Origin of the sequence: Streptomyces sp. NPDC088910 (genome assembly GCF_044749865.1) — a bacterium.
In the GTDB taxonomy this organism is placed as follows: domain Bacteria; phylum Actinomycetota; class Actinomycetes; order Streptomycetales; family Streptomycetaceae; genus Actinacidiphila.
The window spans coordinates 170,191-191,455 of record NZ_JBIVIV010000011.1 but is presented as its reverse complement, the minus strand read 5'-3'; the positions used below and the strand labels follow the sequence as shown (position 1 = coordinate 191,455).

Annotated in this window: 19 protein-coding genes; 13 read left to right on the top strand and 6 right to left on the bottom strand. The window is 73.5% G+C overall.

Going from position 1 to position 21,265, the window contains the following annotated elements; genetic code table 11:
• Positions 1-42 precede the first annotated feature (42 nt).
• The 4 genes from ACIP4Z_RS24930 (at position 43) to ACIP4Z_RS24915 (ending at position 4,958) form a co-directional block, all read left to right on the top strand.
• Positions 43-1,917 (top strand): transketolase, encoded by a 1,875-nt coding sequence (locus ACIP4Z_RS24930; protein ID WP_401311579.1) that lies wholly within the window; start codon positions 43-45, stop codon positions 1,915-1,917.
• Positions 1,918-2,192: 275 nt separating this feature from the next.
• Entirely contained in the window at positions 2,193-3,134 is a 942-nt protein-coding gene (locus ACIP4Z_RS24925) for a cation diffusion facilitator family transporter (protein WP_401311794.1), read from the top strand.
• Positions 3,135-3,154: 20 nt separating this feature from the next.
• Positions 3,155-4,150 (top strand): SGNH/GDSL hydrolase family protein, encoded by a 996-nt coding sequence (locus ACIP4Z_RS24920; RefSeq protein WP_401311576.1) that lies wholly within the window; start codon positions 3,155-3,157, stop codon positions 4,148-4,150.
• 55 nt (positions 4,151-4,205) lie between these two features.
• Positions 4,206-4,958, top strand: a complete 753-nt coding sequence (locus ACIP4Z_RS24915) for a ZIP family metal transporter (protein WP_355339086.1) — start codon at positions 4,206-4,208, stop codon at positions 4,956-4,958.
• Here the strand turns inward: ACIP4Z_RS24915 and ACIP4Z_RS24910 are convergent.
• Positions 4,927-5,703 carry a hypothetical protein gene (locus ACIP4Z_RS24910; RefSeq protein ID WP_391049520.1) on the bottom strand — a complete coding sequence of 259 codons (777 nt, stop codon included), beginning with the start codon at positions 5,701-5,703 and terminating at the stop codon, positions 4,927-4,929. The two genes, ACIP4Z_RS24915 and ACIP4Z_RS24910, sit on opposite strands and share 32 nt — an antisense overlap.
• Positions 5,704-5,812: 109 nt before the next feature.
• On the opposite strand from ACIP4Z_RS24910, the gene ggt reads away from it, so the two are divergent.
• Complete coding sequence (gene ggt / locus ACIP4Z_RS24905; protein WP_401311571.1) at positions 5,813-7,819, top strand: gamma-glutamyltransferase; 2,007 nt, start codon at positions 5,813-5,815, stop codon at positions 7,817-7,819.
• Between the two features lie 24 nt (positions 7,820-7,843).
• On the opposite strand, the gene ACIP4Z_RS24900 is transcribed toward ggt, so the two are convergent.
• Both ACIP4Z_RS24900 and ACIP4Z_RS24895 read right to left on the bottom strand, forming a co-directional pair.
• On the bottom strand, positions 7,844-8,410 hold the full coding sequence (locus ACIP4Z_RS24900; RefSeq protein ID WP_401311568.1) for an isochorismatase family protein: 567 nt from the start codon (positions 8,408-8,410) through the stop codon (positions 7,844-7,846).
• Between the two features lie 68 nt (positions 8,411-8,478).
• Positions 8,479-8,916: a MarR family transcriptional regulator gene (locus ACIP4Z_RS24895; protein WP_355339098.1), complete on the bottom strand. Its 438-nt coding sequence runs from the start codon at positions 8,914-8,916 to the stop codon at positions 8,479-8,481.
• A gap of 150 nt (positions 8,917-9,066) precedes the next feature.
• Between ACIP4Z_RS24895 and ACIP4Z_RS24890 the strand changes: the two genes are divergently transcribed.
• The 7 genes from ACIP4Z_RS24890 (at position 9,067) to ACIP4Z_RS24860 (ending at position 17,852) form a co-directional block, all read left to right on the top strand.
• Positions 9,067-10,578 (top strand): hypothetical protein, encoded by a 1,512-nt coding sequence (locus tag ACIP4Z_RS24890; RefSeq protein ID WP_401311565.1) that lies wholly within the window; start codon positions 9,067-9,069, stop codon positions 10,576-10,578.
• 177 nt (positions 10,579-10,755) lie between these two features.
• Complete coding sequence (locus ACIP4Z_RS24885; RefSeq protein WP_401311562.1) at positions 10,756-11,598, top strand: nitrilase-related carbon-nitrogen hydrolase; 843 nt, start codon at positions 10,756-10,758, stop codon at positions 11,596-11,598.
• Between the two features lie 3 nt (positions 11,599-11,601).
• The gene (locus tag ACIP4Z_RS24880) at positions 11,602-12,960 is read left to right on the top strand and encodes an aspartate aminotransferase family protein (protein ID WP_355339107.1); all 1,359 of its coding nucleotides are present in this window, start codon (positions 11,602-11,604) and stop codon (positions 12,958-12,960) included.
• Positions 12,957-14,363, top strand: a complete 1,407-nt coding sequence (gene hydA / locus ACIP4Z_RS24875) for a dihydropyrimidinase (protein ID WP_355339110.1) — start codon at positions 12,957-12,959, stop codon at positions 14,361-14,363. The genes ACIP4Z_RS24880 and hydA overlap by 4 nt, the downstream gene beginning before the upstream one ends.
• A gap of 28 nt (positions 14,364-14,391) precedes the next feature.
• The gene (locus tag ACIP4Z_RS24870; RefSeq protein WP_188281266.1) at positions 14,392-15,405 is read left to right on the top strand and encodes a TIGR03842 family LLM class F420-dependent oxidoreductase; all 1,014 of its coding nucleotides are present in this window, start codon (positions 14,392-14,394) and stop codon (positions 15,403-15,405) included.
• 141 nt (positions 15,406-15,546) lie between these two features.
• Positions 15,547-16,425 (top strand): inositol monophosphatase family protein, encoded by an 879-nt coding sequence (locus ACIP4Z_RS24865; protein WP_355339114.1) that lies wholly within the window; start codon positions 15,547-15,549, stop codon positions 16,423-16,425.
• Positions 16,426-16,436: 11 nt separating this feature from the next.
• Positions 16,437-17,852 carry an FAD-dependent oxidoreductase gene (locus ACIP4Z_RS24860; protein ID WP_391163766.1) on the top strand — a complete coding sequence of 472 codons (1,416 nt, stop codon included), beginning with the start codon at positions 16,437-16,439 and terminating at the stop codon, positions 17,850-17,852.
• A gap of 324 nt (positions 17,853-18,176) precedes the next feature.
• Here ACIP4Z_RS24860 and ACIP4Z_RS24855 read toward each other — a convergent pair whose 3' ends face one another.
• Positions 18,177-19,040 (bottom strand): nucleotidyltransferase domain-containing protein, encoded by an 864-nt coding sequence (locus tag ACIP4Z_RS24855; RefSeq protein ID WP_401311557.1) that lies wholly within the window; start codon positions 19,038-19,040, stop codon positions 18,177-18,179.
• Between the two features lie 145 nt (positions 19,041-19,185).
• Here ACIP4Z_RS24855 and ACIP4Z_RS24850 point away from each other — a divergent pair, with 145 nt between their 5' ends.
• The gene (locus tag ACIP4Z_RS24850; protein ID WP_355339117.1) at positions 19,186-19,653 is read left to right on the top strand and encodes an SCP2 sterol-binding domain-containing protein; all 468 of its coding nucleotides are present in this window, start codon (positions 19,186-19,188) and stop codon (positions 19,651-19,653) included.
• Here ACIP4Z_RS24850 and ACIP4Z_RS24845 read toward each other — a convergent pair.
• Positions 19,626-20,522, bottom strand: a complete 897-nt coding sequence (locus ACIP4Z_RS24845; RefSeq protein WP_401311553.1) for a TIGR02569 family protein — start codon at positions 20,520-20,522, stop codon at positions 19,626-19,628. The two genes, ACIP4Z_RS24850 and ACIP4Z_RS24845, sit on opposite strands and share 28 nt — an antisense overlap.
• A 173-nt stretch (positions 20,523-20,695) precedes the next feature.
• On the bottom strand, positions 20,696-21,199 hold the full coding sequence (locus ACIP4Z_RS24840) for an NUDIX domain-containing protein (RefSeq protein ID WP_401311551.1): 504 nt from the start codon (positions 21,197-21,199) through the stop codon (positions 20,696-20,698).
• Between the last annotated feature and the right edge of the window lie 66 nt (positions 21,200-21,265).

Sequence of the window (21,265 nt, the reverse complement as noted above, 5' to 3'; positions counted from 1 at the left end):
GGCACGAGGCGGCCACCACGCCACGAAGGGAGAGACGCCGCCATGAACGACGTCACCACGCACGACACCGAACCGGTCGACACGGCCGAGCTCACCGAACTCGCCCAGCAGTTGCGGGTGGACGCGGTACGCGCCGCCGACGCCGCCGGGTCCGGCCACCCCACGTCGTCGATGTCCGCGGCCGATCTGGCCGCCGTCCTCTTCGCCCGCCATCTGCGCTACGACTTCGACCGCCCCGACCACCCCGGCAACGACCACCTGATCCTGTCCAAGGGCCACGCCTCACCGCTGCTCTACGCCGCCTACAAGGCCGCGGGCGCGATCACCGACGAGGAACTGCTGACCTTCAGGAAGCTCGGCAGCCGCATGGAGGGCCACCCCACGCCCCGGCTGCCCTGGGTCGACGTCGCCACCGGATCGCTCGGCCAGGGGCTGCCGATCGGCGTCGGCGTCGCGATGTCCGCCAAGCGCCTGGAGCACCTGCCGTACCGCACCTGGGTGCTGTGCGGGGACAGCGAGCTGGCCGAGGGCTCGGTGTGGGAGGCGTTCGAGCACGCCGGCATGGAAGGGCTCGACAATCTCACCGCGATTCTCGACGTCAACCGGCTCGGCCAGCGCGGCCCCACCCGGCACGGCTGGGACCTGGGCGCCTACACCCGCCGTATCCGCGCCTTCGGCTGGAACACCGTCGAGATCGACGGCCACGACATCGCCGCGGTGGACGAGGCGATGACCACCGCGCGCACCAACCGCGGCGCGCCCACCGCGATCATCGCCAGGACCCGCAAGGGCCGCGGCGTCGCGGCCGTCGAGGACCGCGAGGGCATGCACGGCAAGCCGCTGCCGGACGCCGAGGCCGCGATCCGCGAGCTCGGCGGTGTACGCGACCTGCGGGTCCACGTACGCCGTCCGCCGGACGCCGAGCGGCGCGAGCGCGGCGGGAACCCGTCCGCGGCGCTGCCGGAGTACCGGATCGGCGAGGACGTGGCCACCCGTACCGCCTTCGGCGAGGCGCTGGCCGCGCTCGGCACCCGGCGCGAGGACGTCGTGGTCCTGGACGGCGAGGTCGGCGACTCCACCAAGGCCGAGCTGTTCTCCAAGGAGCACCCCGAGCGGTACGTGGAGTGCTACATCGCCGAGCAGCAGCTCATCGGCGCCGCGGTCGGCTTCGGCGTACGCGGCTGGACACCGTACGCGGCCACCTTCGCCGCGTTCCTGACCCGCGCGCACGACTTCCTGCGGATGGCCGCGGTCAGCCGCTCCGACCTCAACGTCGTCGGCACGCACGCGGGCGTCGCGATCGGCGAGGACGGCCCGTCGCAGATGGCGCTGGAGGACCTGGCGATGATGCGCGCGGTGCACGGCAGCACCGTGCTGTATCCGTGCGACGCCAATCAGACGGCCAAGCTCGTCGCCGCGCTGGCCGACCGCACCGGCGTCGGCTATCTGCGCGCCACCCGCGGGGCCACCCCGGTGATCTACGGGCCCGAGGAGGACTTCCCGATCGGCGGCAGCAGGGTGCTGCGCGAGCACCCCGAGGACCAGGTCACCCTCATCGGCGCGGGCGTCACCCTGCACCAGGCGCTGGCCGCCGCCGACCGGCTCGTCGCCGACGGCATCCGCGCCCGTGTGCTCGACCTCTACTCGGTCAAGCCCGTCGACACCCAGGCGCTGCGCGCCGCCGCGCGGGCCACCGGCCGCTTCGTCACCGTCGAGGACCACCACCCCGAGGGCGGCCTGGCCGACGCGGTCCTGGAGTCCTTCGGCAACGGTCACCCGATGCCGCTGCTCACCCGCCTGGCCGTCCACACCATGCCCGGCTCCGCCACCCCCGAGGAACAGCTCCACGCGGCGGGCATCGACGCCGACGCCATCGCCGCCGCGGCCCGGACGCTGATCGGGCACACACACGAATGAGTGGAGAGCACACCCTGACCAGCACCGACCAGGACCTGACCGGCGACGACCCGGAACCCTCCGGGCACACCGGAACGGGCGAGACGGAAACCGGCGACACGGCGGCGAGCGGTACGGAGACCGGCGGCACGGAGACCGGCGACACGGCGGCAGGCGGCACGGAGGCGAGCGGTACGGACGCCGGTGACACGGACACCGGCCGTGCGGCGTCCGGACCGCCGAAGCCCGGCGCGGACGCCACCGGCGGCGAGCGCGACGAGGGCACCAAGGGAGCGGTGCTCGTCGCGCTCGGCGCCAACCTGGTGATCGCCGCCGCGAAGACCGCCGCGGGCCTCTTCTCCGGATCGCCCGCGCTGCTCTCGGAGGCCGCGCACTCGGTGGCGGACAGCCTCAACGAGGTGTTCCTGCTGCTGTCGCTGCGCCGCAGCCGCCGCGCGCCCGACAGCGACCACCCCTTCGGCTACGGCAAGGAGCGCTACTTCTGGTCGCTGCTCGCCGCCGTCGGCATCTTCGTGCTCGGCGGCTGCTTCTCCTTCTACCAGGGCATTCACGCGCTCGGCGGCACGGAGGACGAGTCCCGCAGCGGATACGTGGCGGGTCTGGCCGTCCTGCTGATCGCGCTCCTCGCCGAGGGCGCTTCGCTGCTCAAGGCGGTGGTCCAGGCGCGCCGGTCCGACGAGGGCGCCGACGACCCGGCGCTGCGGACGGTCCTCGCCGAGGACGGCACCGCCGTGATCGGTGTGCTGTTCGCCGCCGCCGGCATGGTCATCCACATGACGACCGGCAACGCGCTGGGCGAGGCCATCGCCTCGATGGCGATCGGCGCCCTGCTGATGGTCGTCGCGTTCACCCTCGGCCGCACCGCCCACCACCAGCTCATCGGCGTCTCGGTCGACGCCGAACTGCGCGACGGCATCCGCGAACTGCTCCTGGGGCAGGGGGAGATCGACACCGTCGAGGAACTGCTCACCATGCGGCTCGGCCTGGACTCCACGCTGGTGGCCGCCAGGATCGACCTGGTGGGCGGCCTGGACAGCGAGCGGGTCGAGGAGGTCAGCCTGCGCATCCGGCGCGACATCCACGCCAAGTGGCCCACCGCCGACCGGGTGTTCCTCGACATCACCGACGCCGGAACGGAACGTGAAGCCCGAACGACGCGGGAGCGACGGGCCATTGACAGCGATGCGAGCACACCCGAGCCTGAGCATCGTCAATGACGACACCAGGGGAGGGCTCGATGGCCGCAGGTCTGGGCAACGGAAACGGCACCGCGGGCGACAAGGACACCGAAACCGGGAGCGTACGGGGCAGGACGTCCGGCAGGCGCACCGCCGTCACCGTGGCCGCGGCCTTCGGCGGGGCGCTCGCGCTCACCGCCGCCACCGTCTCGCCCGCGGCGGCCCACTCAGGAGGCCGCCCGCCCTGGCACGGGCACCCGGCACCGGCCGTCCACTATGTCGCGCTCGGGGACTCGTACACCTCAGGCCCGGCCATCCCCACCCAGGTCGACGCCAACTGCGCGCGCTCCGACCGCAATTACCCGTCGCTGGTGAACGACGCGAACGCCTTCGCGTCGTTCACCGACGTGAGTTGCGGCGGCGCCACCACCGCCGAGATGTGGAAGCCGCAGGGCACCAACGGCCCGCAGCTCGACGCCGTCCACCGGGACACGACGCTGGTCACCGTGCAGATCGGCGGCAACGACGTCGGCTTCGGCCCGATCATCGCCACCTGCGCGGGGCTGAGCGTCACCGACGTCACGGGCAGCCCGTGCAAGGACCACTACCGGGCCACGGGCGTCGACCAGCTCACCGTGACCATCCTCAAGACGGCCCCCAAGATCGCCCAGGTGCTGCGCGCGGTCCACAGCAGGGCGCCGCACGCGGAGGTCGTCCTGGTCGGCTACCCCGACCTGCTGCCCGACGACGGCGTGGGCTGCTTCCCGTCCGTGCCCTTCGCGGCCGGGGACTTCCCGTATCTGAGGGACGTGGAGAAGAAGCTCAACGCGATGCTGCGGGTCGAGGCGCTGCTCGGCGGGGCGCGCTACGTCGACACGTACAAGCCGACCGTCGGGCACGACATGTGCAAGGCGCCCGCCGACCGCTGGATCGAGCCGCTGGCCCCGGCGTCACCCGCCGCGCCCGCGCACCCGAACGCCAAGGGCGAGCAGTCGATGGCCCAGGCGGTGCTGAGGACGGTCGGGACGGGACACCGCGCCGGTCACGGTCGGTAAGGCTCAGGGGTACCCCTGAGTCGCGGGCGCGCCGGGCGTCATGGATCATGACCTCATGCCGGTCCTGATAGCCGCGTGCGCGTTCGCGATGACCTTGGTGGGCGGGTTCGTCGCCCAGCGCATCGGCGACCGCAGGCACCTCGTCCTCGGCCTCGCGGCCGGTCTGATGCTGGGCGTCGTCGGCTTCGACCTGCTGCCCGAGGCGCTGGACATGCAGCCGCGGGACGTCTTCGGCGTCCCCGCCGCGCTGCTGATGTTCGTCGCCGGCTTCCTGGCCCTGCACATCGTCGAGCGCTCGGTGGCGATCCACCGGGCGCACGAGGGCGAGTACGCGCCGCACGCGCACGGCCACGGGCACGCCCACGCCCCGGTCAAGGGCATCGGCCTCACCGCGGGCGCCGCGCTCGTCGGGCACAGCGTCATGGACGGCTTCGCGATCGGCGCGGCCTTCCAGGCGGGCAGCACCGTCGGCATCGTGGTGGCCATCGCGGTCGTCTCGCACGACTTCGCGGACGGCTTCAACACGTACACGATCACCCGGATGTACGGCAACGACCACAGCAGGGCGCGGCTGCTGCTCGGCGCCGACGCGCTGGCGCCGGTGGCGGGCGCCGCGGTCACCCTCGCCTTCACCATCCCGGCCGGTGTCCTCGGCCTCTACCTCGGCTTCTTCGCCGGTTTCCTGCTCTACCTGGCGACCTCGGACATCCTCCCCGAGGCGCACAGCCCGCACCCGTCGACCTCGACGCTGCTGTGCACGGTCGGCGGAGCGTCCCTCATGTGGCTGGTGATCGGTCTGGCGGGATGACCTTGCCGCCCTTGGGCGCCTTCGGCGCCGTCGTCGCGGCCTTCGTGACGTCCGCGACCAGCTCCACCACGTCGGAGCCGTACGCCTGCGAATTGACCACCTTCAGCAGCAGGCAGAAGGTCGCGTCGGCGCCGTGCTTGCGGGCCAGCCGCACCTGGTGCCTGGCCAGATAGCGGACGGCGGCCTGGTTGGCGATGCCGCGCTGGCCGGAGGAGAGGAAGACCGGGCGGTCGTTGCCCGAGTCGCGGGCGGCGGCCAGCCGGGCCAGCAGCACGTACTCGACGGCGCCCTTCTCCATCAGGTACGTCTCGCCGCCGACGCTGATCGCGCCCTGCTCGGGCCCCGGCGCCGGGTCGGTGTCGATCTCGACGCCCGGCAGCATCGAGCGCAGATGCGCGGCCAGCCGGAGGTTGGCGGCCGGGCCGCCTATGCAGAATTCGGTGCGCGCGCCGAAGCCCTGCCAGGCCGTGTCGTGCGCCAGCACCTCGGCGTGCGCCCCACACTCCTTGATCACCGCGGCCAGCTCCAGCAGCGCGAAGGCGTCGTGCCTGGCCAGGCTCCAGCCCCGCGAGCCGGGGTCGCGCGGCACCACCAGCAGGCACTCGGAGTCCTTCGGCAGGCCGAAGAAGCGCTGCTTGCGCTGGAGCCTGCGGCTGAGCAAGTAGGTGCGCGCGAACCAGCCCAGGGCGGCGCCGATGGCGAGGGCCACCAGGCCCAGGACGAGATTGCGGAGGTCGTCGCTCATGGCGCGGCATCGTAGCGGTGTTCGACCCACCGCGGGGATACGCGGTCCTGACGGGACAGGAGAGGTGAAGTTACGCTTCCGGGACGCCCGTTGAGTGGAGGACTCCGCAATGCGACGCACAAGTGACAGCAGTGGTGGCGACACCGGTCTCCGTAGCGGCCCGGGCGGCAGCCCCGGCGGCGCCCGGGGCAGGGCCGCGGGCACGCGTTCTGACAGCGGACCGGACGGCGGTCCGGGCGGCGGTCTGGGCGGCGGTCCGGGGGGCGGTCCGGGCGCGTCCCGTACGGCCGTCCGCGGGTCCCGCGTCCGCAGGACCGCCGTCCGCGCGGTCGCCGCGCTCGCCGTCACCGCGGCGGTGGCGGCGGTCACCGCCGCGGTGCCCGCCCGGCACGGCGGCCCCGCGCATCCGCCCGGCTCCACGGCCAAGACCCCGCTGGCCGTCGGCTACGGGGGAGCGGTCGCCAGCGTGGACGCCGACGCGTCGGCCGCCGGCATCGAGGTGCTGCGGCGCGGCGGCAACGCCGTGGACGCGGCCGTCGCCACCGCCGCCGCCCTCGGCGTGACCGAGCCGTACTCCTCGGGCATCGGCGGAGGCGGCTACTTCGTCTACTACGACGCGCGGCAGCACAAGGTCTCCACCATCGACGGCCGCGAGACCGCCCCGCGCAGCGCCACCGACCAGCTCTTCGTCGAGAACGGCCAGCCGCTCGCCTTCGCCGACGCGGTCACCAGCGGGCGCAGTGTCGGCGTGCCCGGCACCGCTGCCACCTGGCAGACCGCCCTGGACTCCTGGGGCAGCCGCTCGCTCGGCGACGTCCTCAAGCCCGCGGAGCGGATCGCCCGCGACGGCTTCACCGTGGACGCGACCTTCAACTCCCAGACCGCGGCGAACCAGGACCGCTTCAAGGACTTCCCCGCCACCGCCGCGCTCTTCCTGCCCGGCGGACAGCCCCCGGCGGTCGGCTCCACCCTGCGCAACCCCCAACTGGCGACCACGTACAAGGAGTTGGGCCGCAAGGGGATCAACGCGATCTACCGCGGCGACATCGGCGCGGACATCGTCAGGACCGTACGCAAACCCCCGGTCGACCCGGCGTCCACCCGCGTGGTGCGCACCGGTGACCTGACCGCCGCGGATCTGGCCGCCTACCACGCCAAGACCCAGGCGCCGACGCACACGACCTACCGCGGCCTCGACGTGTACGGGCCCGCGCCCTCGTCGTCCGGCGGGACCACGGTGGCCGAGGCGCTGAACATCCTGGAGCACACCGACCTGGCGCACGCCGACCAGGCGCAGTATCTGCACCACTACATCGAGGCCAGCCGGATCGCCTTCGCCGACCGGGGCCGCTGGGTCGGCGACCCGGCGTTCGAGCAGGTGCCGACCGCGGGGCTGCTCTCCAAGGGCTTCGCCGCCTCGCGGGCCTGCCTGATCAAGGACGACGCGGCGCTCACCAGCCCGCTCCCGCCCGGCGACCCGGCGCACCCCACCCCGTGCGCCGCCACCGGCAAGGCCGCGCCGACCACCTACGAGGGCGAGAACACCACGCACCTGACGGTGGCCGACAAGTGGGGCAACGTCGTCGCGTACACCCTCACCATCGAGCAGACCGGCGGCAGCGCGATCACGGTCCCCGGCCGCGGCTTCCTGCTCAACAACGAGCTGACGGACTTCTCCTTCGTGCCCGCCAGCCCGGCCGTGCACGACCCGAACCTGCCGGGGCCCGGCAAGCGGCCCCGCTCGTCGATCTCGCCGACGATCGTGCTGAAGAACGGCCGGGTGGACTTCGCGGTCGGCTCGCCCGGCGGCGCGACCATCATCACCACCGTGCTCCAGGTGCTCACCGAACACGTCGACCGGGGCCTGCCGTTGGTGGACGCCATCGCCGCGCCGCGCGCCAGCCAGCGCAACGCGGCGGCGACCGAACTCGAACCGGCCCTGTGGAACAGCCCGCTCAAGGCCCAACTCGAAGCCCTCGGGCAGCACTTCACGCAGAATCCGGAGATTGGCGCCGCCACCGGTGTGCAACGGCTCTCCGACGGCCGGTGGTTGGCCGCGGCGGAGCCGGTACGGCGCGGCGGCGGCTCGGCGCTGGTGGTGGTTCCCACGCGCTGACCTGCCTCGACGCGGGTACTCCGCTCAGGCGGCCGGGGCGGCGGGCAGCAGGGCGATGATCTCGTCCGTGCCCGCCGTCTCGGCCAGCCGCGGGAAGATCTTGGCGAACGCGTGCGCGTGCGACTCGGCGTCGGTGTCGGTCACCGCGTCGGCGGCGACCGTCACGTGGTAGCCGTGTTCGTGGGCCGCGCGGGCGGTGGACTCGACGCCGATGCTGGTCGATATGCCGGCCAGCACGATCTGCGTGACCCCGCGGCGGCGCAGCTCCAGGTCGAGCGCGGTCCCGTGGAAGGCGCCCCACTGGAGCTTGGTGATCCTGATGTCGCCGTCCTGGACATCCAGTTCGTCCACCAGCTCCGTCCAGTCGGCGGGCAGCGAACCGCTCATGGCCGGGCCCTCGTTGCGTCCTGGCGGGCCCCCGGCCACGTTCACCAGCACGACCGGCAGCCCGCGCTCGCGGAAGGCGGCGGCCAGCTTCGCGGCGCGCGCGACGATCTCGCGGGCCGGGTGCGCGGTGGGCAGCGCGACGATGCCGCGCTGGAGGTCGATGACGACAAGGGCGGTGCGGGGGTCGATCGTCGTGGCGGTCATGCGGGTAACTCCCTGTGCGGTGAACGGTGTTGCCGTGCTGTTCGGGTCGCGGGGTCGTGGCTGTGCGGTCACGCCTTGACCAGGCGCTGGAGGATGCCGAGCGCCTCGGTCAGCCGCCGCTGGTCCTCGGCGGACAGCTCGGTGGCGATCGCCTCGGCGAGCCAGCCGCGCCGGGCCCGGCGGCCGGTGCCGCGCAGCCGGACCCCTGCCTCGGTGAGGGAGAAGACGACCTGACGGCCGTCGGTGGGGTGCGGCGAGCGGGCGACGAGGCCGCGTTCCTCCAGGGCCGCGAGCGTCATCCGCATGGACTGCGGCCGGACGATCTCGGCGCGGGCCAGGGCGGCGGTGGTCGCCGGACCCTCGCTGCCGATCCGCCCCAGCACCGAGACCTGCGAGGGCGTGAGCGCGCCCTGCGCCGAGGCCGACGCGGTGCGCAACCGGCGCTGGAGCTGCGCGATCACCGTGGTCAGCTCGTCGGCGACCCGCGCCTGGTCCTGAGTGGGCATGGTTGCACCGTACGACCTCGACAGGAAAACTTGCAAGTTTGACTGTCGAAATCGTCCGCCGTTGAAAACTCCCCGTAGCAGCGCCGTAACACCGTGGGTGTCGAATGCCCACCGGGCGCGGGGAGCGGGGGCGGCGGATGCGAGGGTGTGATGACAACGGAACTGGCCGGTGCGGCAACGGAGTTCACGTTCTACTTCCGGTCGATGGTGGCGGCGCTCGGGGACCGTCCCGGCTGGTACGGGGTGTTCGCGGGGCGTGAGCCGGAGGCCGCGCACGCCTACGAGGGCGGCGCGGACATACCGCCCTGGGACGTCGTCGGGGCCGTCCTGCACGATCTGGCCGCCGCCGTCCGGGCGCCGCTCGACGAGGCGGAGGTGTCCCGTGCCCGGGTCCTGCACCGCGCCGCCGTCGCGGAGTGGGACGCCGCGCCCGGCGCGGAGAGCGCGCTCCGCCTCCGGCTCGAAATGACCTCGCGGGCCCGTGACATGGCGCTGCTGCGCGAGCGCGAGGCGGCCCGCGCCCTCGACCAGGCCCCCGCCGACCCGGCGGGAGCCGCCACCGCCCGGCTCGCCAACATCCTCGCCTGGGCCCGCGACGACCGTGAGCGGGCCTCCGCCCGCTGCGACGAACTCCGCGCCCGGCTGGCCGCCTTCGCCGCGCCCCCGGCCGCCGACTGGTTCCGCCAGACGCCCGAGCGCCATCCCGCCGCCCAGCCCTCCCCGCCCGCCGAGCGCGACCCCGCCGCCCAGCTCTCTTCGCCCGCCGCCCAACCCTCCTCGCCCCCTGAGCGCGACCCCGCCGCGCCCGCCGCCCGTACCGCCTCCTGGGCCCGCGACCCCCGCCCCGAGGAAGCCGCGCGACCGCGGCCCGCCAAGGCGGCCGGCGCGCGCACCAAGGGCGCCTCCCGCCCGCGCGGCGCACGCTTCGCCGGGGCCTTCGAGGAGGCGGCGGCCGCCGAGGAAACGCCCCTGGAGCGGTCGGTGCCGCGCGGCGCGCGTTTCGCGGGCGCCCCCGCCGCCCCGGCCCCGCAGGCGACTGCCCAGGGACCCGTACGCGCCACCCCGCGCGGCGCGCGCTTCGCCGGCGCTCCGGAGAGCGCGGAACCGCGCCAGGCGCGGCCCACCCTCGACCCGCGCTGGCTGGCCGAGGCGCGGCAGGAGGCCGCGCGCCTCGGCGAGCTGCGCCGTACCGGCCAGAGTGGCGCCGCCTACGTCGTCATCTGCGAGGCGGCGGAAGGCCCGGCGCCCCGACTGCCCTACCTGCTCAGGGAGTTGGAGCGCACCGAACTGGCCGCCGATGTGGCCACCCTGCTCTGGGAGGTCGCCGCCCTGCCCGGCGCCCCGCTGGCCGCCGCCGCCTCTGAACTGGCCGCCGCGGGCCGTACCGGCGACTGCCGCACGCTCCTGCACCAGGCCGCGTCGCGCCCGCCCGCCGACCTGGCCACGATCGCGGGCGACCTGGCCGACGCGGGGCGCCACGAGGAGGCGGGCGAACTCCTGCGGACGCTCGCCCGGGCGCGTCCGCCCGAGGACGCCGCCGCCGTGGTCAGAGCCCGCCCCGGCCTGGCCGTTCCCGTCCTGGACGCCGCGGAAGCCGTCTCCAAGTCCCGCCGCCGCGACATCGTGGCCGCCCTGCGCCGGGCGGGCCTGCCGGGCGGCTGACGCGGGCGCGCGCCGCCGAACGGGTTCCCCGAGGGGGAAACGTGATCGTCTTCGCCCGGTAACGGTAGCGGTCTTGCCACAGTGGGTAGGGCGCTTCTACGTTCTTCCCCACGGCTGGGATCTACGGGCGTAGAACGGGACTACCGGCGTGAAGCTGCCACGTCTGAGGAGCTGCTCATGAGCAATGTCGTGCGTGCCGCGCTCGTCCAGGCCACCTGGACCGGCGATACGGAATCGATGATCGCGAAGCACGAGGAACACGCCCGGGCCGCCGCCGCGCAGGGCGCGAAGGTGATCGGCTTCCAGGAGGTGTTCAACGCCCCCTACTTCTGCCAGGTCCAGGAGGCCGAGCACTACCGGTGGGCGGAGCCCGTCCCCGACGGGCCGACCGTCCAGCGGATGCGGCCGCTGGCCCGCGAGACCGGCATGGTCATCGTCGTGCCGGTCTTCGAGATCGAGCAGCCCGGCGTCTACTACAACACCGCGGCCGTGATCGACGCGGACGGCACCGTCCTCGGCAAGTACCGCAAGCACCACATCCCGCAGGTCAACGGCTTCTGGGAGAAGTACTACTTCAAGCCGGGCAACCTCGGCTGGCCGGTCTTCGAGACCGCCGTCGGCCGGATCGGCGTCTACATCTGCTACGACCGCCACTTCCCCGAGGGCTGGCGCGCCCTGGGCCTCGCGGGCGCCCAGATCGTCTACAACCCGTCGGCCACCAGCCGCGGCCTGTCGGCGTACCTGTGGAAGCTGGAGCAGCCCGCGGCGGCCGTCGCCAACGAGTACTTCATCGCCGCGATCAACCGGGTCGGCCGCGAGGAGTACGGCGACAACGACTTCTACGGCACCAGCTACTTCGTCGACCCGCGCGGCCAGTTCGTGGAGGGCACCGCCTCCGACACCAAGGAGGAACTGCTGGTCCGCGACCTGGACCTGGACCTGATCGACGAGGTCCGGCAGACCTGGGCCTTCTACCGCGACCGCAGGCCCGACGCCTACGGCGACCTGACGGAGGGCTGAGCGATGGCCACCGCGACCGAGAGCGCGCACGCCGCGCTGCACGCCCGCCACCGCGCCGTCCTGCCCGACTGGCTGGCCACGTACTACGCCCGGCCGATCGAGCTGACGCACGGCGAGGGCCGCCACGTCTGGGACGCCGAGGGCAACCGCTACCTGGACTTCTTCGGCGGCATCCTCACCACGATGACCGCGCACGCGCTGCCCGAGGTCACCGCCGCCGTCGCCGAGCAGGCCGGGAAGATCCTGCACTCCTCGACGCTCTACCTCAGTCGCCAGGCCGTGGAGCTGGCCGAGCGGATCGCCCGGCTGTCCGGCATCCCCGACGCTCGGGTCTTCTTCACCACCTCGGGCACCGAGGCCAACGACACGGCCCTGCTGCTGGCCACCGCCTACCGCCGCTCCAACCAGGTGCTGGCGCTGCGCAACAGCTACCACGGCCGCTCCTTCACCTCGATCGGCATCACCGGCAACAGCGCCTGGTCGCCGACCAGCCTGTCCCCGCTCCAGACGCTGTACGTGCACGGCGGGGTGCGCAGCCGCGGACCGTACGCGCATCTGACGGACGCCGAGTTCACCGCCGCGTGCGTCGCGGACCTGGAGGACATCCTCGGCCAGGCCAACGGCACGGTCGCCGCGCTCATCGCCGAACCCGTCCAGGGCGTCGGCGGCTTCACCTCGGGCCCCGACGGGCTGCTCGCCGCCTTCAAGCGGGTCCTGGACCGGCACGGCATCCTGTGGATCACCGACGAGGTGCAGACCGGCTGGGGCCGTACCGGCGACAACTTCTGGGGCTGGCAGGCGCACAGCGGCTCCGGCGCGCCCGACATCCTCACCTTCGCCAAGGGCATCGGCAACGGCATGTCCATGGGCGGCGTGGTGGCCCGCGCCGACGTGATGAACTGCCTGAACGCCAACTCCATCTCCACCTTCGGCGGCAGCCCGATCACCACCGCGGGAGCGCTGGCGAATCTCACCTACCTCCTCGACCACGACCTCCAGGGCAACGCCCGCCGGGTCGGCGGCCTGCTCAAGGCCCGCCTCACCGCCGTCTCCGCCGGCCTGGGCATCGTCCGCGAGGTGCGCGGACGCGGCCTGATGCTCGGCGTCGAACTGGTCGAGCCGGGCACCGACACCCCGTCCCCCGCGGCGGCCTCCGCCGTACTCGAAGCGGCCCGCGCGCACGGCCTGCTGATCGGCAAGGGCGGCCTCGCGGGGAACGTCCTGCGGATCGCCCCGCCGCTCTCGCTCACCGTCGCCGAGGCCGAGGAAGGCGCCGACCTGCTGGAGGCGGCCCTGAAACAGGCCCAGAGCGAACTCGCGGACCAGGCACCGGGCGAATCCGAAGGAGGGACCGCGCAGTGACCGCGACCCGTACCGTGATCCGCGGCGGCCTCGTCATCACCGCCGCCGACGAGATGCACGCCGACGTCCTGATCGAGGGCGGCAGGATCGCCGCCCTCGCCGCCCACGACAGCGACACCGCGGCGGGCTGGACCGCCGACACCGTCATCGACGCCACCGGGAAATACGTCATCCCCGGCGGCGTCGACGGGCACACCCACATGGAGATGCCGTTCGGCGGCACCACCGCCTCCGACACCTTCGAGACCGGCACCCGCGCCGCAGCCTGGGGCGGCACCACCACCATCGTCGACTTCGCCATCCAGGGCGTCGGCGCGTCGCTCCGCTCCGGGCTCGACGCCTGGCACGCCAAGGCCGACGCGCAGTGCGCGATCGACTACGCCTTCCACATGATCGTCTCCGACGTGAACGAGCACTCGCTCAAGGAGATGGACATCCTGGTCGAGGAGGGCGTGACCAGCTTCAAGATGTTCATGGCCTACCCCGGCGTCTTCTACAGCGACGACGGGCAGATCCTGCGCGCCATGCAGCGCGCCGCGGGCAACGGCGGCCTGACGATGATGCACGCCGAGAACGGCATCGCGATCGACGTCCTCGTCCAGCAGGCCCTCGAAGCGGGGAAGACCGACCCGCGCTACCACGGCGAGGTCAGGCACGCCCTGCTGGAGGCCGAGGCCACCCACCGCGCCATCCAGCTCGCCCGCGTCGCCGGCGCCCCGCTCTACATCGTGCACGTCTCCGCGCAGCAGGCCGTCGCCGAACTCACCGCCGCCCGCGACCTGGGCCTCAACGTCTTCGGCGAGACCTGTCCGCAGTACCTGTTCCTGTCCACCGACAACCTCGCCGAACCCGGCTTCGAGGGCGCCAAGTACGTGTGCAGTACGCCGCTGCGCCCCCGCGAGCACCAGGCCGCGCTCTGGCAGGGCCTGCGCACCAACGACCTCCAGGTGGTCTCCACCGACCACTGCCCGTTCTGCTTCACCGGGCAGAAGGACATGGGCGTCGGCGACTTCTCCAAGATCCCCAACGGCATGCCCGGCGTGGAGAACCGCATGGACCTCCTCCACCAGGGCGTCGTGGACGGGCACATCAGCCGCCGCCGCTGGATCGAGATCGCCTGCGCCACCCCGGCCCGGATGTTCGGCCTCTACCCGCGCAAGGGCACCATCGCGCCGGGCGCCGACGCCGACGTGGTGATCTACGACCCGCACGCCGAGCAGGTCATGTCCGCCGAGACCCACCACATGAACGTCGACTACTCCGCCTACGAGGGCAAGCGGACGACCGGCCGGGTCGAGACCGTGCTGTCCCGCGGGGTGCCCGTGATCGAGGACCGGTCGTACGTGGGCCGGGCCGGTCACGGCCAGTACACGCCGCGCGGCATCTGTCAGTACCTGATCTAGCCCTCAGCCTCACAGAAGGAGCGGCGCCATGGACTTCGGCCTCGTGCTGCAGACCGATCCACCCGCCTCGAACGTCGTCGGCCTGATGCGCCGCGCCGAGCGCAACGGCTTCACGTACGGCTGGACCTTCGACTCCGCCGTGCTGTGGCAGGAGCCGTTCGTCATCCACAGCCGCATCCTCGACCACACCGACCGGCTCAAGGTCGGCACGATGGTCACCAACCCCGGCACCCGCACCTGGGAGGTGACCGCCTCCACCTTCGCCACCCTCAACTCGATGTACGGCAACCGCACGGTCTGCGGCATCGGCCGCGGCGACTCGGCGATGCGGGTCGCCGGGCGCAAGCCCAACACCCTCGCGCGGGTCGGCGAGGCGATGACCGTCATCCGCGACCTCGCCGAGGGCCGCGAGGCCGTGGTCGACGGCACCCCGCTGCGGCTGCCGTGGGTCGAGAACGGCGAACTGCCGGTCTGGATGGCTGCGTACGGCCCGAAGGCGCTGGCGCTGACCGGCGAGAAGGCCGACGGCTTCATCCTGCAACTCGCCGACGTCTACCTCACCGAGTGGATGGTGAAGGCGGTACGGGACGCGGCCGAGAAGGCGGGCCGCGACCCGGCCTCGGTCACCGTCTGCGTCGCCGCGCCCGCCTACGTCACGGCCGACGACTCGCCCGAAGCCCTCGCGCACGCCCGCGAACAGTGCCGCTGGTTCGGCGGCATGGTCGGCAACCACGTCGCCGACCTCGTCAGCCGTTACGGCGAACACTCCGACCTGGTGCCGGAGGAACTGACCGAGTACATCGCCCAGCGGCACGGCTACGACTACGCGCACCACGGCCGCTCGGGCAACCCCGACACCGCCTTCGTGCCCGACGAGATCGTGGACCGCTTCTGCCTGATCGGCCCGGTCGACCGGCACCTGGACAAGCTGCGGGCCCTGCGGGACCTGGGCGTCGACCAGTTCGCGGTCTACGACATGCACGACGCGAAGGAGGCGACGATCGACGCGTACGGCGAACACATCATCCCGGTGCTGGGCTGAATCGCGCGGCCGGGTCCCGGCGCGCGGCTGACCTGGGGGAGCGGGCCCGCGGCGGCAGCGCCGCGGCTGCCCGCACCCGTGGGACGGCCGTTGTCCACAGGGCGGGAACCGCGCGGCGCCCGGGTCTGATTGGATGGCGGCATGGGCAATGAGGTCGGTGCGGTATCGGGTGACGCGGCGGGCGCGGACGGCGTCGGCGACGGCGTGGACGACGCACTGCTCGCCGCCGTCGAAGACGTGATCAGAGCGGTGGTCGCCGCCGAGGTGGTGCCGCGCTGGCGGCGGCTCGGCGACGACGACATCTCGCGCAAGAGCGGCCCGTACGACCTGGTCACCACCGCCGACCGGCGCGCCGAGGAACGGCTCACCGAAGAGCTGACCGCGCTGCTGCCCGGCTCCGTCGTGGTCGGCGAGGAGGCGGTGAGCGCCGACAGCGGCGTACTGGAACGGCTGGGCGGCGACGACCCGGTGTGGGTGGTCGACCCGGTCGACGGCACCTCCGCCTTCGTCCGCGGCGAGGACGGCTTCGCCACCCTGGTCGCCCTCGTGCGCGACGGCGTACCGCTCGCCTCCTGGACGTACGCCCCGCAGCGCGGCCTGTTCGCCACCGCGCGGCGCGGCCGGGGCGCGCATCTGGACGGCGAGCGGCTGCACACCCGCACCCCCGAGGCGGGCGAGCCGCTGCGGCTGTCCACCTCCAACCCGGTCTACCGCACCGGCTACGAACGCGACGCCCTGACCCGGCTGGACGCCTCGGGCGCGGTCTGCACCCCCTGCACCTGCGCGGGCCTGGCCTACCTGGACGTGGCCCGCGGCGCGATCGACGCTGTCGCCTTCTTCTGGGAAGCGCCCTGGGACCACGCGGCGGGACTGCTGCTCGCCACCGAGGCGGGCGGCGTCAGCCGTACGGCGTCCGGCGCGCCCTTCTCGATCCCCGGCGGCAACGAACTGCCCTTCACCCTCGCCCGCGACGAGGCCACCGCACGGCAGGTCACCGAGCTGATGGCGGCCGGAAGGTGAGCCGCGCGGTCGTGGCCGACGCCGTCGTCGTCGGCGCGGGTCCCAACGGGCTGACGGCGGCGGTGGAGTTGGCCCGCGCCGGGCTCTCCGTGCAGATCTACGAGGCCGCCGACACTGTGGGCGGCGGCGCCCGCACCGAGGAGCTGACGCTGCCGGGCTTCCGGCACGACCCCTGCTCCGCCGTGCACCCCTTCGGCATCGGCTCGCCCGCCTTCGGCGCGCTGCCGCTCGCCGAGCACGGCCTGGAGTGGCTCCAGCCGGAAGTCCCGATGGCGCACCCGTTCCCCGACGGCACCGCCGCCGTTCTCGCCCGCACGGTCGGCGAGACCGCGGCCTCGCTCGGCGCGCGCGACGCGGGCACCTACCGGCGGCTGCTCGCGCCGTACACCGGTCACTGGGACACCCTCGCCGCGGACTTCTTCCGGCCGCAGTGGGCCGGGATACCGCGTGACCCGTACCGCTTCCTCCGGTTCGGCCTGACCGGCACGCCGCCCGCCGCCGTCCTCGCCCAGCGCTTCCGCGACCCCAAGGCGCGGGCGCTGATCGCCGGGCTCGCCGGGCACGCGATCACCCGGCTCACGCAGCCGTTCACCGGGGCGATGGCGATGATGTTCGCGCTCGCCGCGCACGAGAACGGCTGGCCGGTCGCCCGCGGCGGCTCCCAGGCCATCTCCGACGCGCTGGCCGGGCACCTCACCGAACTGGGCGGCGTCATCCGCACCGGCGTCACCGTCCGCAAGCTCGACGAGCTGCCGCCCGCCCGCGCATATGTCTTCGACACCTCGCCGACCGCGCTCGCCCGGATCGCCGGACTCGGCGACGCGTACCGCGGCTACCGCTACGGCGCCTCCGTCTTCAAGATCGACTACGCGCTGGACGGGCCGGTGCCGTGGACGTCCCCCGACGCGCGGCGCGCGGGCACCGTGCACATCGGGCCCAGCTACACCGAGATCGGCGACGCCCTCAACCGGGCGGTGACCGGCCGCCCGCCGCAGACGCCCTTCCTCATCACCGCCCAGCCGTCCGTGATCGACCCCTCCCGCGCCCCCGAGGGCAAGCACGTCTTCTGGGCCTACGGGCACGTCCCCCACAACTGGCACGGGGACGCCACCGATGCCGTCGAGCGCCAGATCGAGCGCTTCGCGCCGGGCTTCCGTGACCTCGTCCTCGCCCGCGCCGTCACCGGGCCCGCCGGTCTCGCCGCCCGCAACGCCAACTATGTCGGCGGTGACATCGCCTGCGGCGCCTACTCCGGACTCCAGTCCGTCATCCGGCCCCGCCTCGCCGCCAATCCCTACACCACCATCCGCCCCAACCTCTTCCTCTGCTCCTCCGCCACCCCGCCCGGCCCCGGCGTCCACGGCATGCCCGGCCACCACGCCGCCCGCGCCGTCCTCCACCACCTCCGCCGCGCCGCCCGCCGCTAACCCCGCCGCGCGGCGCCTATCCCGAGGGCGGCACCCCGATCTTTTTTTGGGCGCGGCGCCGGGGCGGTTTCTCTGCTGTGGGCGGCACCCCGATCTTTTGAGGGGCGCGGCGCCGGGGCGGTTTCTCTGCTGTGGGCGGCACCCCGATCTTTTGAGGGGCGCGGGGAACTGCGCGCCCAGCCACCGCCGGGCTTTCAGCCCGAAAACACACAGCAACTGCCCCGCTGGGGCCGGTATTTACAGCTCGCCACGGTTGGTGGCTGGCCGCGCAGTTCCCCGCGCCCCTAAGAACAGGCCCTGCGCCGGCTCGGCGCGCAGTCCGGGTCAGGGGAGGGGGAGGCCGCGGCGGGCCTCGCGGACCAGGCGGGCCGCCGAGGCCACGGTGGCGGAAAGCTCCTCGGCCGAGAGCCCACTGCGACCGAGAAGAACGCCGACCTCGTCGGCGAACCCCGCGGGAGCCCCGGAAAGCACCGCGGCCGCGGGGAGGGCCCCCTTCTCGTTCAGGCACCACACCCGGTTCCAGGCGTGCAACGCCTGCGCGAGGACACCGAAGGCCCGCGACAGGCAGAGGGACACGTGCACGTGATCCCCCTTGACGGCCGACTTCGCGGCAGCGGCCACCGTGAACTCCGCCTCCCACGCGGCCTCGACCAGCGCCCGACGCAACGCCTCGGGATACACCCGCGTCTCGGCCCGGAGCGCCGCCAACTCCCCGTCGGTGTCGGCGAGTACGTGCCCGAGGGCGACCTCGCCCGGATAGCAGGGCGACCAGAAACCGAGCGGGTGCCCCGGCTGGATACCGACCTCGTAGCGGCCCTCGCGGCAGTCCTGCCACACCCGCCGGACGCGGTCGACGTCCCGCAGGATCCAGTCGACGGCGACCCCGTCCACGCGCAGCCACGCCCCGGCGTTGACCCACGGCCCCCACCCGCCCGGCGCGGCCACCTCCACCGGTTCCCCGGTGAACTCCCGCGCGAGCGCGGCCAACGCGGCCACATCCGGCTCGCCCCGGTAGTACACGCCGAGGTCCCAGTCCGAGTCCGCGCGGTGCGTCCCGCGCGCACGGCTGCCCCCGAGCAGCACCCCGACCACCCCGGGCACTTCCCGAAGGGCTTGGGCCATGGCGACCACGGGAACGTCCGGCGCGGCGGCGAGGACTTCGGGCAACGGCGGCTGATCAGCATGCATGCCGTGACGGTACGGGAGGGCGGGGCGGCCCCGCGCGCCTATTTCCGCTGCCCGCGCGGTGCCCGAGGCGACGCCTTGCCACGGTGCCGCGCCGTACCTATCCTTACTCACCAGTAAACTTACTCTGGAGTCAGGAAGGCCCGACATGGCGGCGCTCGACGACATCGACCTCGAACTCCTCGACTTCGGCACGGTCGAGCCGAAGGAATTCGCGCGGATCGTACGGGATCTTCCGGCCCGCCGGATCGCGGAGTTCATGAACGGAGCGCAGCGCCGACGGGTCCTGGACGAGGTCTTCCACCGGATGGGCACCCTCTTCAAGCCGGAGTCGGCGGGTCGCCGCGACGCCCTGATCCGCTGGCGGATCACGGCGGGGGACGAGGCACCGGACGTCTACGAGACGCACATAGCGAACGGCGCCTGCGCGGTCACGGCCGAGGACACCGGACGTACGCCGCAGCTCACCCTCACGATGGCCGCACCGGAATTCCTCAAGCTGGTCTCGGGCAACGCCTCGGGCCCGGCGCTGTTCTTCACCCGGAAGCTGAAGGTGCAGGGGGACATCCGGCTGGCCGGCGGCCTGACCTACTTCTTCGACATCCCCAAGCCCTGACCGCCCGCGGCCACATACGCCCGTACGGCCGCGACCGCCGCCCGCTCGTACGGTCGCGGCTGCGCGTCCGGGCCGAGCACGGCGCCGGTGACCAGCCGGAACAGCAGGGCGCGGACGAGGAGTTGGGCCCACGCGTCGGGGTCGGGGACACAGCCGTCCCCGGCGGGGCCGAGCGCGAGGACCGCGGGCCCCGCCCCGTACCAGAGCAGCGCGTCGACCACCACGACGGCCGCCGCCCAGTCGACGGGGTACCAGTACGGCGGCCAGTCGATGACCGCGGGCGGCAGGCCGTCCGCGAAGAGCACATTGCCCAGCAGGTCGCCGTGCACGACCTGCGGCGCCGGTGCGCCGGACGGCTCGAACGGGCGGCGTTCTGCGGCCAGTTGGGCGATGAGCGCGGCCACCTCGGCGTCACCGCCGCCCCCGTCGTCCAGCGGCGACTCCTCCCAGGCGACCCGGGCCGCGTACGACCACGGGCCCTCGCGCGTGTCGAGGAAGCCGGGGCGCGGTACGTCCGCGAGCGCGGCGTGGAAGGCGGCGGCCGTCCGCAGCACATCGGCGGGCCGCCCCGGTTCGGACCGGCCGGCCACGTACTGCCACGCCTCCCAACCCTCGGCCGTCCAGCCGCCGTTCGCCGCCCGGACCGGCCGCGCGACCCGGAAGTGCGGGGACGCGGGCAGCGCGGTCAGCACCTCGGCCCGCCACGCGGTCTCGGCCGCGAGCCCGGTCGGCTTGAGCACCACCTCGCCGTCCCGCCAGGTCTGCCCCTGCCCGCCCGGCAGCGGCACCGGCCGCCCCGGCGCGCCGAAGGCCGCGAGCACGGCGGCAGACGGCGGGACCGACCCGGCTGGCTGGGTGGATTCGATCATGAGGCAAAATCCTAGATCCGGGGTCGCGGACCCGGCGACGGATATACCGCGCGGCGGCACGAGCCGGACGGTTCGACGGCACATGCGCCGCAGGCGAACTCGCCTCGCCGCCCCGGCCCCCGACCTCGGACACCTCCCCGACAGGCCCCGCTGCCCAGCCGGTTGACGTGACGTCAGTTGACGCCCGCGCGGCGGCCGTTCTCCAGCTCCACAGGACCGGCGCCCGCGGCGAGCGCGGCCAGGGCCGCGTGGACACGGCGGGCGGCGCCCGGCGAGAAGTAGGAGTCGATCTCGTCGGCCGGGACCAGCTTCCAGGAGTCCAGTTCCTCCTCCTGGAGCCGTACCGCCGCCAGCCGCGTCTCGTCCAGCACGCCGCCGTCGTAGAGGTAGCTGGCCAGCGGCGGCCTGCCGGGCCCCGTCACCCAGTCGACGGCGAGCAGCGGGCCCGGCCCGATGTCCAGACCGATCTCCTCCGCGCTCTCCCGGCGGGCCGCCTGCCGCGGCGTCTCGTTCAGATCGGACTCGATGGTGCCGCCCGGCAGCGTCCAGGTCCCGTCGTCGCGGTAGTTCGGCTCGACGATGAGGATCCGGCCGTCGGCGGACCTGAAGAGGGTGTTCGCTCCCGAAATGATCTTCGGCAGCCCTGCGATGTACGTGGCGAAGTCGGTCGTCGTCATGCCGCCAAACCTACGGCCACGGGCCGCGCGGCGGACTCGCGATCCGGTGATCGCGCGGTGACACAG

Coding starts and splice junctions, on each gene's coding strand:
- ACIP4Z_RS24885 (WP_401311562.1), top strand. CDS start 10,756: ATGAGCAATGTCGTGCGTGCCGCGCTCGTCCAGGCCACCTGGACCGGC.
- ACIP4Z_RS24915 (WP_355339086.1), top strand. CDS start 4,206: ATGCCGGTCCTGATAGCCGCGTGCGCGTTCGCGATGACCTTGGTGGGC.
- ACIP4Z_RS24845 (WP_401311553.1), bottom strand. CDS start 20,522: ATGATCGAATCCACCCAGCCAGCCGGGTCGGTCCCGCCGTCTGCCGCC.
- ACIP4Z_RS24900 (WP_401311568.1), bottom strand. CDS start 8,410: ATGACCGCCACGACGATCGACCCCCGCACCGCCCTTGTCGTCATCGAC.
- ACIP4Z_RS24910 (WP_391049520.1), bottom strand. CDS start 5,703: ATGAGCGACGACCTCCGCAATCTCGTCCTGGGCCTGGTGGCCCTCGCC.
- ACIP4Z_RS24850 (WP_355339117.1), top strand. CDS start 19,186: ATGGCGGCGCTCGACGACATCGACCTCGAACTCCTCGACTTCGGCACG.
- ACIP4Z_RS24920 (WP_401311576.1), top strand. CDS start 3,155: ATGGCCGCAGGTCTGGGCAACGGAAACGGCACCGCGGGCGACAAGGAC.
- ACIP4Z_RS24865 (WP_355339114.1), top strand. CDS start 15,547: ATGGGCAATGAGGTCGGTGCGGTATCGGGTGACGCGGCGGGCGCGGAC.
- ACIP4Z_RS24870 (WP_188281266.1), top strand. CDS start 14,392: ATGGACTTCGGCCTCGTGCTGCAGACCGATCCACCCGCCTCGAACGTC.
- ACIP4Z_RS24895 (WP_355339098.1), bottom strand. CDS start 8,916: ATGCCCACTCAGGACCAGGCGCGGGTCGCCGACGAGCTGACCACGGTG.
- ACIP4Z_RS24880 (WP_355339107.1), top strand. CDS start 11,602: ATGGCCACCGCGACCGAGAGCGCGCACGCCGCGCTGCACGCCCGCCAC.
- ACIP4Z_RS24855 (WP_401311557.1), bottom strand. CDS start 19,040: ATGCATGCTGATCAGCCGCCGTTGCCCGAAGTCCTCGCCGCCGCGCCG.
- ACIP4Z_RS24840 (WP_401311551.1), bottom strand. CDS start 21,199: ATGACGACGACCGACTTCGCCACGTACATCGCAGGGCTGCCGAAGATC.
- ggt (WP_401311571.1), top strand. CDS start 5,813: ATGCGACGCACAAGTGACAGCAGTGGTGGCGACACCGGTCTCCGTAGC.
- ACIP4Z_RS24930 (WP_401311579.1), top strand. CDS start 43: ATGAACGACGTCACCACGCACGACACCGAACCGGTCGACACGGCCGAG.
- ACIP4Z_RS24890 (WP_401311565.1), top strand. CDS start 9,067: ATGACAACGGAACTGGCCGGTGCGGCAACGGAGTTCACGTTCTACTTC.